The sequence below is a fragment of the Salinispora vitiensis genome, assembly GCF_000378825.1.
In the GTDB taxonomy this organism is placed as follows: Bacteria; Actinomycetota; Actinomycetes; order Mycobacteriales; family Micromonosporaceae; genus Micromonospora; species Micromonospora vitiensis.
Window position 1 is genome coordinate 166,641 of the sequence record NZ_KB900388.1, and the last position, 12,794, is coordinate 179,434.

The 12,794-nt window shown below is 67.7% G+C and carries 18 protein-coding genes; all 18 read right to left on the reverse strand.

The genetic code is table 11. From position 1 onward, the window contains the following. Positions 1-132: 132 nt before the first annotated feature. A complete protein-coding gene (locus SALPAC2_RS25400) occupies positions 133-1,422 on the reverse strand; it encodes a hypothetical protein (RefSeq protein WP_018214735.1) in 1,290 nt (429 codons plus the stop codon). Further along, positions 1,422-1,841 (reverse strand): hypothetical protein, encoded by a 420-nt coding sequence (locus tag SALPAC2_RS0100835; protein ID WP_018214736.1) that lies wholly within the window; start codon positions 1,839-1,841, stop codon positions 1,422-1,424. The genes SALPAC2_RS25400 and SALPAC2_RS0100835 overlap by 1 nt, the downstream gene beginning before the upstream one ends. Before the next feature lie 174 nt (positions 1,842-2,015). After that, on the reverse strand, positions 2,016-2,324 hold the full coding sequence (locus SALPAC2_RS27145; protein ID WP_033661737.1) for a hypothetical protein: 309 nt from the start codon (positions 2,322-2,324) through the stop codon (positions 2,016-2,018). A 12-nt stretch (positions 2,325-2,336) separates the two neighbouring features. Next, positions 2,337-2,735, reverse strand: coding sequence for a hypothetical protein (locus SALPAC2_RS24215; protein ID WP_018214738.1), 399 nt, complete (start codon positions 2,733-2,735; stop codon positions 2,337-2,339). 16 nt (positions 2,736-2,751) lie between these two features. Then, positions 2,752-3,186, reverse strand: a complete 435-nt coding sequence (locus SALPAC2_RS0100845; protein WP_018214739.1) for a hypothetical protein — start codon at positions 3,184-3,186, stop codon at positions 2,752-2,754. 3 nt (positions 3,187-3,189) lie between these two features. Continuing rightward, entirely contained in the window at positions 3,190-3,771 is a 582-nt protein-coding gene (locus tag SALPAC2_RS24220; protein WP_018214740.1) for a hypothetical protein, read from the reverse strand. Then, on the reverse strand, positions 3,755-3,928 hold the full coding sequence (locus tag SALPAC2_RS27150; protein ID WP_018214741.1) for a hypothetical protein: 174 nt from the start codon (positions 3,926-3,928) through the stop codon (positions 3,755-3,757). The genes SALPAC2_RS24220 and SALPAC2_RS27150 overlap by 17 nt, the downstream gene beginning before the upstream one ends. 13 nt (positions 3,929-3,941) lie before the next feature. After that, the gene (locus SALPAC2_RS0100860; protein ID WP_018214742.1) at positions 3,942-7,145 is read right to left on the reverse strand and encodes a phage portal protein; all 3,204 of its coding nucleotides are present in this window, start codon (positions 7,143-7,145) and stop codon (positions 3,942-3,944) included. An 80-nt stretch (positions 7,146-7,225) separates the two neighbouring features. Continuing rightward, entirely contained in the window at positions 7,226-8,749 is a 1,524-nt protein-coding gene (locus tag SALPAC2_RS0100865; protein ID WP_223874053.1) for a terminase large subunit, read from the reverse strand. Beyond that, the gene (locus SALPAC2_RS27155; protein WP_027657285.1) at positions 8,739-9,041 is read right to left on the reverse strand and encodes a terminase small subunit; all 303 of its coding nucleotides are present in this window, start codon (positions 9,039-9,041) and stop codon (positions 8,739-8,741) included. The genes SALPAC2_RS0100865 and SALPAC2_RS27155 overlap by 11 nt, the downstream gene beginning before the upstream one ends. Before the next feature lie 74 nt (positions 9,042-9,115). Further along, on the reverse strand, positions 9,116-9,427 hold the full coding sequence (locus tag SALPAC2_RS0100875; protein ID WP_162561275.1) for a hypothetical protein: 312 nt from the start codon (positions 9,425-9,427) through the stop codon (positions 9,116-9,118). Further along, complete coding sequence (locus SALPAC2_RS26635; protein WP_018214746.1) at positions 9,424-10,080, reverse strand: hypothetical protein; 657 nt, start codon at positions 10,078-10,080, stop codon at positions 9,424-9,426. Before SALPAC2_RS26635 ends, SALPAC2_RS0100875 begins: the two co-directional genes overlap by 4 nt. Before the next feature lie 9 nt (positions 10,081-10,089). Then, positions 10,090-10,326 carry a hypothetical protein gene (locus SALPAC2_RS0100885; protein ID WP_018214747.1) on the reverse strand — a complete coding sequence of 79 codons (237 nt, stop codon included), beginning with the start codon at positions 10,324-10,326 and terminating at the stop codon, positions 10,090-10,092. 14 nt (positions 10,327-10,340) lie between these two features. Continuing rightward, positions 10,341-10,838 (reverse strand): hypothetical protein, encoded by a 498-nt coding sequence (locus SALPAC2_RS0100890; RefSeq protein ID WP_018214748.1) that lies wholly within the window; start codon positions 10,836-10,838, stop codon positions 10,341-10,343. Further along, complete coding sequence (locus SALPAC2_RS0100895) at positions 10,835-11,638, reverse strand: helix-turn-helix domain-containing protein (protein WP_018214749.1); 804 nt, start codon at positions 11,636-11,638, stop codon at positions 10,835-10,837. The genes SALPAC2_RS0100890 and SALPAC2_RS0100895 overlap by 4 nt, the downstream gene beginning before the upstream one ends. Before the next feature lie 94 nt (positions 11,639-11,732). Next, complete coding sequence (locus SALPAC2_RS0100900; protein ID WP_018214750.1) at positions 11,733-11,990, reverse strand: hypothetical protein; 258 nt, start codon at positions 11,988-11,990, stop codon at positions 11,733-11,735. Next, positions 11,987-12,340: a hypothetical protein gene (locus tag SALPAC2_RS0100905; RefSeq protein ID WP_018214751.1), complete on the reverse strand. Its 354-nt coding sequence runs from the start codon at positions 12,338-12,340 to the stop codon at positions 11,987-11,989. Before SALPAC2_RS0100905 ends, SALPAC2_RS0100900 begins: the two co-directional genes overlap by 4 nt. Beyond that, on the reverse strand, positions 12,337-12,726 hold the full coding sequence (locus SALPAC2_RS27670) for a hypothetical protein (protein WP_397540890.1): 390 nt from the start codon (positions 12,724-12,726) through the stop codon (positions 12,337-12,339). Before SALPAC2_RS27670 ends, SALPAC2_RS0100905 begins: the two co-directional genes overlap by 4 nt. Positions 12,727-12,794: the final 68 nt, after the last annotated feature.

Here is a 12,794-nt window from a genome sequence, read left to right on the forward strand (position 1 = left end):
GGTCCGCGTGGTGGCCCGGCCGGCGGACACCGCGCCGCACCGTCAGGCCGGGCTCCGCACGCACGTCAGGGGTGATGTCGACCCAACCGAGCGGGCCACACCGCAACTCCACCGTGTACGCAAATACTCTGTTCATCGGCCCAGTACCGTTTGGACGTTGCCACCGCGGACCGTGATCGCCCGCCGCAGCACCTCCACCAGCAGGTCATCCAGCTGCGCCCCGGCGGAGTCGATGGTGAGGGTGGTGCCAGCTCTACCGGCGACGGAGGTGACTGTCTCGCCCGCTTGGAGTAGCGCCAGCACGTTTTGTCCAGGAGCCCCGGGCACTCGGCCTCCGGCGTGAAATGTAGGCAGGGTCGGCGCGCTGATCCTGTTTCCTCCGAATTCCGGCACCCATGTCGGCACTGTCCATGACAGGCGACCGACGGTGGCGTTCCACGCTGTAGAGATGAGGTTGAATGCCCGTCGGTACGGCCACGAAATCACTGAGGCAATCTTGCCGAATGCGGTGGCTGTCCACCCGGGGATCTTCTTGATGAAATTCCAGGCGTCCGCCGCAGCATCTTTAATCCACTTCCAGGAGGCGCGCCACGCCCGAGCGAACCAATCCGTCTTCGTGGCAATCATGACGATGGCGGCGACCAGCGCGACAATGCCAATGATGATCCACGTAGTGGGGCTGGAAAGTTGCGCAGCATTCCACGCCCACTGAGCGGCAGTTACCAACGCGACCACACCCACCAGTCCCTGCAACAGTGGCGCGACCAAATTTATCTGGTCAGCCCACTTTTGCAGGTCCGGCGGATTTGCGGCCATCATCGCATCATTGGCGTCAAGCTGCGCGCTTTCGGCGTCGATGGTGGCCTGAGTGGCATCCTGTGTCGCCTGCTCCACGTCAAGGTTCGCCTGCTTGAGGTCTTCCTGTGCCTGTCGCAGGTCAATGGATGCCTGCCTAGCATCAGCACTACCCTTGCCGTGCTCTTTGATCGACTCGTTGTACTCCTGCTGCGCGGTCTCCGCATCCAGGACAGCCTGCTCCGCGTCAAGGTGCGCCTGACCCACATCAAGCGTCGCCTGTTTGCCGTCAATTAACGCCTGGTTGACGTCGGCCTGCGCCTGCTCCAGGTCGTTAAGCGCCCGAGCGTGCTCCTGGGCTTTACGTGCAGTGAAGGTCTCGACGTCGGCGAGGGCCTGCATAGTGCCAGCCGCGTCACCGATCGCCGTGGACGCACCATCCACAATGTTGCCAAGCTTAGCCATACGGTCAGTGAGCCCAGACGACTGCCCAGCCGCTCGGCTAAAGTCGCCCCCAGCCACGACTGCCGACTTGCCCACCTTCTCGGTAGCCGCCCGAGCCCGCGCGGCCTCTTTGACCAGGGCGTCAGCATCCCCACCGAATGTCAGCGTGACCTGAGACGGCATCAGTCCACCTCCAGGCCAGCGGCACGGGCAATGCGTCGGACACCGGACTCCATTGCGTCCTGCACGTCCGGCCGCCGATCACGGAAAGACTTGTAGAGGTAACGCCCATCTCGCAGAAAGGGCCGCGCTACCGACCGGTTGCGGCCGACCCGGCCTCCGAAATCGAGCCACGGCAGGTACGGTGCCCGTTTTCCACCCATAGCGATTCGGACGGCCGTCCGGCTCGACCGCATCTTCAGCGATCCGGCGGCACGGCCGGATCGCCTTGGAATTTTAGGACGGGCGTCGGCAACCACGAGTCCTGCGGCCTCGTTGAAGACGATCCGTAGCTGCTTCACGGCTTCCCCATCGACTTGCCGCAGCTTGCGGGAAAAATCCCGCAAGCCGAGGACCGCGATTTTTGGCTCCAACGTGCTCACCTCCGTCCTGGGTTTCTCATCGCCAACTCCCGACGCTGCGCCTTACGCCCGTGGAAGACCACCCAGCGAACAAACTCGTCCTGCGTCATTGAGTGCCGCAGTTTCTCAATAGTCAATCCGAGGCGGTCGGCGAGGTAGAACTCGAACTCCAGCTCCGGGTCAGAATCAAAGTCCTTATAGGCTGCTTTTGGCGGCCCCCTCGGTCAAGCCCGACAGCTCCCGGACCCGTTGCAAAACCGTGCCGACTTCCCCCGCCGACGCATTCTTCTGCCACTGTTCGGCCTCCGCCATCGTTAGCGGCGGGTCTACGAGGGCGGCGACGAGCATCCGCCGCTCAACCAGCGCCGGGTCCCTGTCCTCGTTCACTCCCTTGCCTGCGGTTAGCAGCGAGTGCCGCGAAACCGCCCGCACGCGTACCGTACCTACACCATTGATTTCCACGTCGTCTTCGGCGATCCGAGGGCTAATCAGCTTCTCTTTCACGTCGACTCCTACTTACTGTACGGTTCGGGTGATGGTGCCGGATATTGTCAGTTCGCAAGACCACGTGATCATGTCTGCTACCGGGTTAGTCTCGGTGTACTTTTTTACTAAGACATCGACGGATTCTTCTGGCAGGCCGACGTCAGTGCCCTCCGCGCGGCGAATGAGCGTGACGACGGCACCTATTAGTGGTTCAATGACCGCCTTGGGGCCGCTGTCGGTGTTGTCGTACACGCCGCCCATGCTGAACGAACCCTTACGAAGTCCGCCGGTGAACACGTAGTCGTCTCTGCCGTAGGTGGTGACGTCGTGTTCGTCGGACTCCTGTTCAATGCTGCTCGTTTTTGTAAACGGTGATAGGTCGTTTCCGTCCAGCGATAGATATGTGTCTTTGCCGTGAACAAATGCCATTGTGGTCTCCTTACGCCTACGCCGAGGGTGATGCGTCCATGAGTGATGCCCCTTGGCCAGTAATAGAAAGGTGGAAAATGGCGGCGAGGTAGTCGACTCCGGCGTGGGTGACGTCCTCAAACTCGGCCCAGTCCACGGCCACCACATCGCAGCTGGTGTACGGGTATGCCTCAATCGCCTGTTTGACCGAGGCGGGTCCGGCCCCGGCCGTGTAGGGGGCGATGGCGCGGCGGGTGATCGGGTCTTTCGGCCGCGCGAGGAGCACGATCACCGGCAGGTCCGGGTAGCGGTCGGAGCCTCGCTGGTAGGTGCCGTCGTAGTCGATGCGCTCCGGTAGCCCGATGACCGCCGCGGGTGAGGCGATCCGCTCGGTGCCCCACTGCGGCACGTTCAATCCGGTGATGGTTTGGAGCGCGGTACGCAACTCGGCGGCGACATCATCCAAATCCACGACTCACCCCACCCTCCGGCGCCGGGCCAGGCCGGCAAGGGTCGTGGACACGTCCGGGTCCAGGCGGGCCAGCAGCCGCATCTCGGAGCCGGCCTCCGGGCTACCTGCGATTCCGTAGGGGCTGTCTCGGCGCGTTGACCAGCGCGACACCTGCAACCGGGCCGCAGCGGAGACTTGCGTCGGTACCGCCGTCCAGCCCCACCCGGAGGTCGCCACGGCCACGGGAGCGTCGGGGCAGTCGGTGAAGCCCAGCCGCTCGTACGGCCGCCCGCTGTCGGGCGCGTCGTCGGGCAGCAAAACCGCCCCCGCGTCGGCGTAGGGCTGGCCGTTGACGGTCAGTCCGGTCGGGTCGTGCACGTCGTCGGTTTCCAGCAGCCACAGCGCGGATACCGCGTCATACACCGCCGGCCGCCGGTAGGTGCGGGTCGTCAACGCGTCGGTGCGCCCGAATTGGCGGTTGCACCGCTTGTCGATGGCGCGGGACGCGGCCGTGCACCAGATCGCCAGCTCCGCCAGGTCAACGCCGGGGGCGCGGACGAACTCCGCCGCGTCCTCGGCGGTGAGGTAGTCAGGCGTCCAGGCCACGGCTACCCCTCGGGTCGAGTCGGTACCGCCGGTCGATCCGGGAGACAGCGCGGGACAGTTCGGTCACCTGCTCGGTGAGCCGAGCCAGCTCGGCGCGCAGCTGCTCCACCTCGTCGGCCACCTGGGTGGCCGTTGACCGCGTCTTGTCGTTGGCCATCGCTGCCTCCGGATCAGACCGTGGTGTAGATGACCTGACGGACACCGTCGATGCGGGTGTTCGCGAACGCCTTGTAGCCCCAAATCCCGACATCGACGAACGCGACGCGGTATTCGAACTGGAGTCGCTGCGGGGCAGATGCCCAACCGTGCACGTCGTCGGGGTTGAACAGCCAACTGTTCATCGCGCCAGGACCGGCCGCGCCCAGCGCCCACGAGGGGACACCAGTGACGCCCCCAAGGTCGAGAGTTCCCCAGCGGGGGGCGGCGGTGCCGGTGGCGTTACGCGGGGCCAGCGGCGGGTACAGCCGGCGGCCGGTGGAGTCGACCGCGGCCACGAACGCCTGATACAGGTTCTGGTGAACGGCGAACGCCCGGAAACGGTGCCCACCCTTGACGAACTGCAACCCTGCCATCGCCGCGGACCAGGCGCCGTCGAGCACGTCGTCGACCACGGGCGGAGTGTCACCGGATGAGCCGAGGTTGATGTCCACGGCCGCGGTAAGGGTGTTGAGGAAGGCGCCGGTTGCGGTCTCCAGCTCCTCGTACCACTCGCGTTGCATCTGCCGCCAGATCAGCCCGGACAGCTGCGGGTTTCCGCCCTGCTCCCACGCCTCCCGGGTGATCTCTACCTTCCCGGACAGCGGGGTGGGGGTGATGGTCTGGCTGGTCGCCTTGAACGTGCCGGAGGTCGGCTCCACACGCTCGGTGTGATCGGAGACAAGGCCGCCGCTGGTGGCGAACTTCGGTACCACGAATGGGGTCACGTCGCCGAGGGTGCCCCGGTGGACGAAGTCCCACAGCGGTGTCGCGTACTCCAGGTCATCGACGTACATGTCGGGCCGCTGTCGGGGCGGGTTCACCGCCGCCGCGTCACTGGTGTCGACCGTGAACTCCGTGCGTCCGAGTGGAGGCTTGGCGCGCATCGCTCCGTCGAACTGCGACCGCATGAACGCCTGCGCCCGCTCCAGGGCCTCACCGTCACCACGTGAACCCGCGATCAGGTCAGTCGAGAAGTCGTGCTGACCGCGGGTGAGGTTGCCGGCCCGGTCGAACCGGTACGGCAACTCCTCGCGAACCTGGCTGGCGGTGATGGTGCGGCGGGTCGGGTCGACCGGCTGCCGCTCCTGCTCCTGCCCGCCCTGCGGGGCGGGGGTTAGCTGCGGTACGCCGAGCAGTGCACCGAGCTGCCCGCCACGGATCAGCCCGTCGACCTGCTCGGCTGACAGCACGAGTCCGCCGTCGGGCACTGCTGGTGCCTCCGGCCGCGCCGGGGGTGACTGCGCGGCCACCAGTGCCTGGATCGCGCCGGGCCGGGTCAGTAGCGCGGTCATCTGGTCCTGGTCCAGCTGCACACCGGCGGCCGGCGGCGTGGTCTGAGCCTCGGTCGGCTCCTGCTCGTCCGGCATCCCGGATCGCCCCTTTCCATGTACGTTTCTGCTCGCGGCCACCTTGGTCACGCGGGCGTCGTCAAACGCGGGCATGGGCGTTGAGGATGTCTCCCGCCAGTGCGCCCGCAACACGTCGTAGACCTGGTCCTTGTCGTCCCACACGACATCGCCGTCGGTGGGGTTGATCGAGAAGTCGACGCCGACGGAGAGCCCGTCGTAGAGACCGTGCTGGGCGTCGTACAGCAGCTGGTCACGCTCAAGCTTGGCCGGGCTACCGTCCGGCCCGTCGAGTACCTGCAACTTGACGACCGGGCCATTACGGGTCTCTGTCACTGACGCGGTCACACCGACCGGTAGGTGGTGGTCGCGTAGGTGCTTGATCCGTGACACATTCGCGTACTGAAGTGACCCTGGCTTGAACCGAAACGCCAGCCCGTACTTACGGACAACCTTGTTGTACGGCACGGCCAGCCCGGTAATCGTGCGCTTCTCGACGTCGACCTTTGCCGGCTCGGCGCCGCCCGCGAAGTCGCCACCGGCGAACGTCATAGCCGGACCATCGTCAGTGAAGCGGGCACCGGCGAGCCGAGACGCATCGACGTTTCTCTGGTTAATGTCCCCTACAGCCGGCGGCGGTTCGACCGGTGCGGAGCTGGCGGCTCGGGCTACCACGTCAGCCGAGATGCCGGCCTGCTCGCCGATCCATTGCTCGTCGACCACACCCATGTCCTTAAGCGCCTTCCAGTAGGAGGCCTGGGCGGCGGCGTCAGGCTTTAGGTAGTCGGTCAGGTCGAAGGCGACGCGGTGACCACGACGGGTTACGTCGCCCATCGACAGCCGCTGTGTGATGGCCTGCATGAACGGCGCGTACGTTTCGTTGATCTTCGAGGTCCGGCGGTCCTGCGCGTTGAAATACGTCCGCGATGTCGTCGACACCCCGAGGTCTTCGGGATCCACCCCGAGCCCGTTGGCGATCTCCAGCGTGACCTGGCGTTGCAGCTCCACCAGCTGCACTTCGGCCGGCGACGGGGTGGCCACGTCGACCCGCTGCACGCTCGACGGGATCCAGCCGGTACCGCCCGCCTTGCGCGCCGCCTTCCATTCGGCGAGGAAGGCGTCGATCTCGTCGTCGCCCATCGGATCCACCGACGGATCAGCGCCGTCGGTGAAATAGTCCGTGGGGCGCGGATTGTCGGCGTAGGTGGCGGCCAGCCGGTCCAACAGCAAGGCTCGTCGGATCGCCCGCGCGTTCGCCGACAGCAATCCCGGGTTCGGGGAGTCGAAACGGATCACCCGGTCAACCGGGGTCGGCTCACCATCAACCCACACGACCCGTACACCACGCGCGTCCACACCGGATGGGAAGGGGTTCACCGCGCCCGTCGGCTCGGTCAGGCTCACCGTGCGCACGTCGAGGTGCCGTGCGGCGACTGGGAAACCGGCGAAGTCCTGCGCGGTGATCAGCCACCATGAGATCCCGTCGAACGCCAAATCCTCGATCGTTTGAGCGAGGGTGACGACGTTCGGCAGGTCCGGGTCGATCTGCTCTAGAAACGGGCTACGAACAATCTCTAGGCCCTTGTACGACCGCAACGGCAACGTCGCAATCGAGCACAACGAGTTACGGCCCCGCTGGACTGCCGCGACCGACAGCGCCTGTTCCCGACTAACCCGTCCCGGGGTGCCCGCGTGCATGTCCGCGACCACCCGATCAACCGGCCGCACCGTCGAATCGAAGGTGGCCTGCGGCATCTCGTCCAGGGCCAGCGGGCGGGGTGCGGACAGCAGCTCCCATAGCTGCTGTCTCGCCGCGCTCAGCCATCCCACGCCCCCACCCTACCCGCCCGCCCGAAGAATCATCGGTTTGGGGTGGCTCAAACCTTCGAATCTTCGGTTCAACTCGCTGTCTACGCGTTACGTGCGCGACGAGACACGTGGCGCGATACCGGAGCCGTCCGCGCCAGATGCACCGCCCCCGCCACCGCCCACACCGCGTCAACCGGCTGATCCCCGGCCCGACCAAACACCCACGCATCACCCCGCGCCAGCCTTTCCGCCGCCCCGATCTGCGCGTCGAGCATGGCCTGACCCGAGTGCGCCAACGTGCCTGCGGTGATCTCCTTGGCCAGGCCCATGCACACCGCGGTCGTCTCCCCACGGATCTCCGCCACCGCAACACCGCGCGGCGGCCAACCACGTACACCGTGCTGGCGCCGGTCCGCGAGCTTCGCCGCCACGGCTGCCGCCGGACCGGCCGGAAACCACCCGAGCGTCGTCGGCCGGACCCGCTGCGCCCAGCCGGCGAGTTCCCGCTCCAACTGCGAGGCCGCGTCCGGGCCCGACCACTCGTGCACCGTCTCCACGCGCACCCGCTGATCCTCAAGCACCGCCACCGCGAGGGTTGCGTGGTTTCCGTCCGGGGACAGGTCCACACACGCCGCCAGACGCTGCCGCTGCGCCACGTCGACCGGCGCCGGGTCCAGGCACGCTGCCCAGTGCCGCGGGTCGATCGCCGCATCCAGCTTGTTGACCCGCACGCACAGGATCTCGGTCAGGAACGTCGCCAGCTCCTCACCACCGTTTCGTGTCGCCCGACGAGCATCCGCCAGCAGATCACCCAGCTCGGTACGGCGCCCCAGATTCGGATTCGCCTGAGCGAGTGCGGCCGGGTCCTCCGGATCGGAACCCTCCGGCGCCGACCACTCCAGCAGCCCCAGCCGCTCATCACCCTCACCGGAGGCGATGAACGCCACGGCCTCCCTGCGCAGCGAGTCCAGCACCACGCTGGACGTATCACCCTGGTTCGTGATCGCCACCACCTGACCGCGCGGACGGGCCGACATCGCGTTATACGCAGCACCCCACGCCGACCAATCCGCATGCTCGCGCAGCTCGTCGAGCACCAACCGGTCGATCGACAGCGACCGGCCCCCCTTACGGTTACTCGCCGCGATCTTGTACCGGGATCCGTGCACCGTCGTCAGGCACTCCTCACCGGCCGCCTTGCGCACCGCATTCGCCGGCAGTTCCGCCGCCAGGTCCGGCACGGTCTCCGCTACCTCCACCGTCGTCTGCCACGACTCCTTGGCGTACCCCAGGTTCGTTGACGTGCCCAACACCATCGGCCACCGCTCCACGAACAGCCAGAACAGCGTCAACACCTGACACAGGTACGTCTTGCCCTGCTGCCGCGCCACGATGATCAACAGCTTTCGGAACCTCGGCCGCCCATCGGCCAGCAACTCCCCACCATGAATCGCCGCCCACCGCTGCCACGCGTCCAACGGCCGACCCAACACATGCTCGGCGAACCACGCCACATCAAACCCGTACGACAATGCCGCGGTCAGCGCACACCCACACCCACACTCACCCGCCGCACCCGAGGCCAGCGGCGGCGTGAACACCCGCGCGACCGTGCTACCCAGCACCACGCCGCTCCCGACGCTCCCGCAACTCATCGAGCCGACTCCGGACACCATCACCGCCACTGCCACCCTTCACCCCACGACCGGCCGGGCTCATCCCCAACGCCGTCAACACCGCCAACAACTTCGGCCCCAACCGATCCACGGTGTCCCCGTCGCCGTCGTCCAGCTCGGACGCGTACCGCTGCGCCAACCGCACAGCAGCACCGTCACGGGGCAGCAACTCGGCATCCGTCAACGAATCCGCCAACGCCTCAGAGATTGAGCCACCACTACCAGACAAAATGATCACCATCCCTCAGTGGTCGCGCGCAAAAAAAGAACATGGCGGCGGGTGTCGCCGGCCCCCCACCTCGGAAAAAGCGGCGCTCACCATCGGCTTACCGCCCGATTCGGCGGGTCCGCGTGCGCTGTCGGGTCTCCGATGTGCAGGTTGCAGGCCCGGCACGCGGCCACGATGTGCTGCGGGTCGTCACCGGTGACGGTGCGGCCGTGGGTGTGGTGTGCGTGTCCGGCGTTGGGCCCGCCGGGCAGGGCCAGCCTGGTGCAGGTGTGCTGGCCGGGCACTCGGTCGCACCAGCCGTCGGCGTGGGCGCGGCACCGGTAGCCGTCGCGGGCGAGCACGTGTGCGCGTAGTCGTCTCCAGGCGCTGGTGCTGCCGCCGCGCCATGCGCTACTCACGGCGCGGCCTCCAGGGGGCACGCCGCGGCGGCCATGTTGATGAGGGCGACGAGGTGGCGGGCGATGCCGTCGTACTCGTCGGTGACGGCCCCGGGATAGGCCGCGTCCCAGCGGTCATGCCAGCCCTCCAAGAGGTCGCGAATGGCTGCCCAGCGTTCGTCGGCGGTGCGCGCGGCGGCGAACTCCGCCGTGGAGTAGTCGAGGAACGCCTGCATGTCGATTGGGGGGTATGTATCCCGCTCGGGGCCTACGCGGGGCTGTGCGTGGCTCTCAGCGGGCGGCACGGCATCCTGCGCGCCGCCGGCCGTGGAACCGGGGCGGGTGGCGTATCGCGCCTGTACCTCGTCGAGTTGCTCGACCACGTCGTCGAGGGTGGCGATCAGGTCGCGTGCGGTGGTGAGGGTGGCGCGTGCGCGGTGTCGTTGCGCGGCGAGCTGGTCGATCAGCTCGCGGGTCTCGCCGAGGGCGGCGCGGGCCTGGTCCCGCTCTGCTGCGAGCTGGTCAATCCGCTCGGCGGCTCCGGCGGGGCCGGTGGTCCGGGCCCGGTTAAGTGCTGCCCACACCTCGGAGAGCCGGTCGAGGGCGGCGTCGCGCTCGATGGTGATGGTGGCACCGTTGTCGTCGCGGTGGATGGGTAGACGGGCGTGGGTCATGGCGTCTCCTCAGGTGTGCTGGGCGTGTCGGCGTGGGGTGGCCTGCTCGTCGAGGGTTTGACCCCAGCGGGTGGCGCAGGGATCGCAGATGCGCAGCCGTCCCCAGTGCTCGTTACCGACATGCTCGTCACCGGGGGGCAGGGCGGCGGCAAGGTACCGGTCGCCGGGGCGGATGGTGTTCGCGCAGGGCTCTGCCTGGCAGTCGTGGGCGGTGCGGGCGGTGTGGACGGTGTGGATCTCAGACATGGCGGCGGGTCTTCTCAGGCGGACTTGCGGCGGACGATTTGGTTCAGGACGTCGCCGACGGACGACAGGCCCGGCACGCGGCCGGTTTTTCGTTCGGCGTGGGCGCGGTCGAGTGCCCGTTGGCGGATCTCGTCAGATGGCGTCAGCGGCTGGGGCGGTTCTTCGTCGGTTGGTGTGTTCGCGGCGGCGATGGCTTGTCGGCACAGTTCGGCGCCGCGGGCGGCCCGTGCGTCGCGGGTGGCGTCGTCCTCGTATCGCGATGGCAGGGCCCGGACCTGGTGGGCGACCTGGCGGCGCCGTTCGTCGCGAATGGTGCGGGTGTGGTGGCGGATGTGCGCCGGCATGATTCGGTCGGTGCTGTCGCGGTAGTGGCGTCGGAGGGCTTCGCGGGCCTCGGGGTAGGTGATGTCGTGGAGGTCTTCGTGCCAGGCGAGGACGTCGGCGTCTCCGACGGTGCGTAGGTCGCGGGCTGCGGCAGCGGCGAGGATGAGCGCTGTTTCGGCTTTGGTCATGACGCCTCCTCTGCGGCGTAGCGGGCGGCGAGTTCGAGGGCGGCGTTGACCCGCTGGTCGGTAGTGGATGGTCGGAGAGCCTGGCTGCGTTGGGCGGTGAGGCGGAGTTGGTCGTACTTTTCGCGGAGTTTGGGCATCGAGAGGATGTTGGAGCGCCAGAACTGGTCGTCTTGGCACCAGTCGATGCAGCGGGTGATCTGGTCGACGGTGCGGCCGTCGCGGTCGATGAGTCGTCGGGCGGCGTCGCGCCACGCTTTGGTGATCGTGGGGCGTTTGGAGCCGTTGGCTTCGATGCGGTCGGCGAGGTGGCGGCAGATCTGCTCGACGTCGATTCGGTCGGGGATCGCGACGTCCTTCGTCGGGTGCGGCGAAGGAGAAGGTTCTACTGACGGTTCTATTGACGGTTCAAGGACGGTTCCGGGTGAACGCCGTTCGGGGGTGACCCGAACGGCGTTCGGGGGTAGGGGTGAACCGTGTTCGGGGGGCCGAACTGTGTTCGGGGGAACATCGTTCGGGGGGTGAACGGTGTTCGGGGGTGAACGGTGTTCGGGGGTAGGCATGACGACGCGGTACCGGTTACAGCCCTTCGGGCCGCTGTTGCGCCCCACAAACAACTCGCCCAGCTCGACCAGGCGGGCGATGGCCTTCTGCACACCCCGGTCGGTCAGCCCGGTCTTGCGGACCAGCTCGGCCATGCTCGGGTAGGCGTTACTGCCGTCATCCGCGGCGCAATCGGCGATGGCGAGCAGGACCAGACGGTCAGTTTTGGTTGACCGCGACTGTTCCCACACCCAGGTCATTACCCGGACACTCATCGATCCTCGACGTCCTATCTGTGCGCTGTTCTGTGCGGGGGTGGTCGTGGCCCCGCCCCTCCCGGGGCCGCCCGACCGGTCAGGGGGTGGCGCGGAGGCGGGTGATGATTTCGTGGGGCGTGGGCCGGTGGATGGCCGTCAGAGCGAGGCCGTGCCGGGCAGCGATGGCGGCCAGGACGTCGCGGGAGATGTCCTGCTTCGGGTCGCCGAGGCAGTGGATGGTCCAGGCGACGAGGGCGGCGTCGCGGTCCTCGTGCAGCGCTGGTTTGCGCGTTGCGTAGGCCCTGAAGTGATCGGCACGGTCAGCACACCACTGTTTGATGTCCAATGTGCTCATACGTGTGTCTCCTTGATTCGGGCGATGATGCCGCGGACCGTGGACGCGGGTATGCCGGTCGTGGCAGCGATCTGCCGGTGTGACCAGTGCAGGCCGGCCAGTCGGCGTACGACGGTGTCGTTGTCGGCCAGCCCGGCGACGTCCACTGGTTCGTCGGCGGGTAGGGGCTGGGCTGGCGCCTCGCATACGAGCCGGTCCCCGGTGACGGTCCAGGTTGGTTGTCCGGTGATGCGGGCGCCGTCGGTGCGGGCCATGGCGTCGAGGCCGGCGGACGCCTCAGCGATCAGGGCCGAGCGGGTGCGGGTGTCGTCGAGGATGGGCCACACAGCCCGGTACAGGTGGCAGGTCACTGGTCGCTCCCATCGCGGAGCCGGTCCAGCTCGGCGGCCAGCTCCCGCCGCAGCGCCTCCAGCCGGTGCACCTCGGCGACCCACCCAGGTACGTCGTCGGCCACGGCGGCAGCGAGCAGTGCGACGTCTGGCTGCCGGCCACTGTCGCGGGCGTCGGCGTACGCCGTGTACCGGCTGGTCATGGTGTTCAGGTCGGCCGGTGCCGGCCGGGGGCCCGGGGCCGGCATGACACCGGCCCCGGGCTCGTAGCCGCCGCATCCGCACGTCGAGGTGGAGCAGCCGCCCCGGCGGCCTGCCCGCAGTGTGTGTAGCGGCTCCAGGTGCCCGCACACGCACCAGCCCGGCTCCCGCACCGGCCCGCCGAGGGCGGCATCTCGGTCGCGGATCACGACCGGCCCTTGCCGGCCACCGGGGCGCACGGGCACCCGCTGACATCCATCACCGCCGGCCCGGA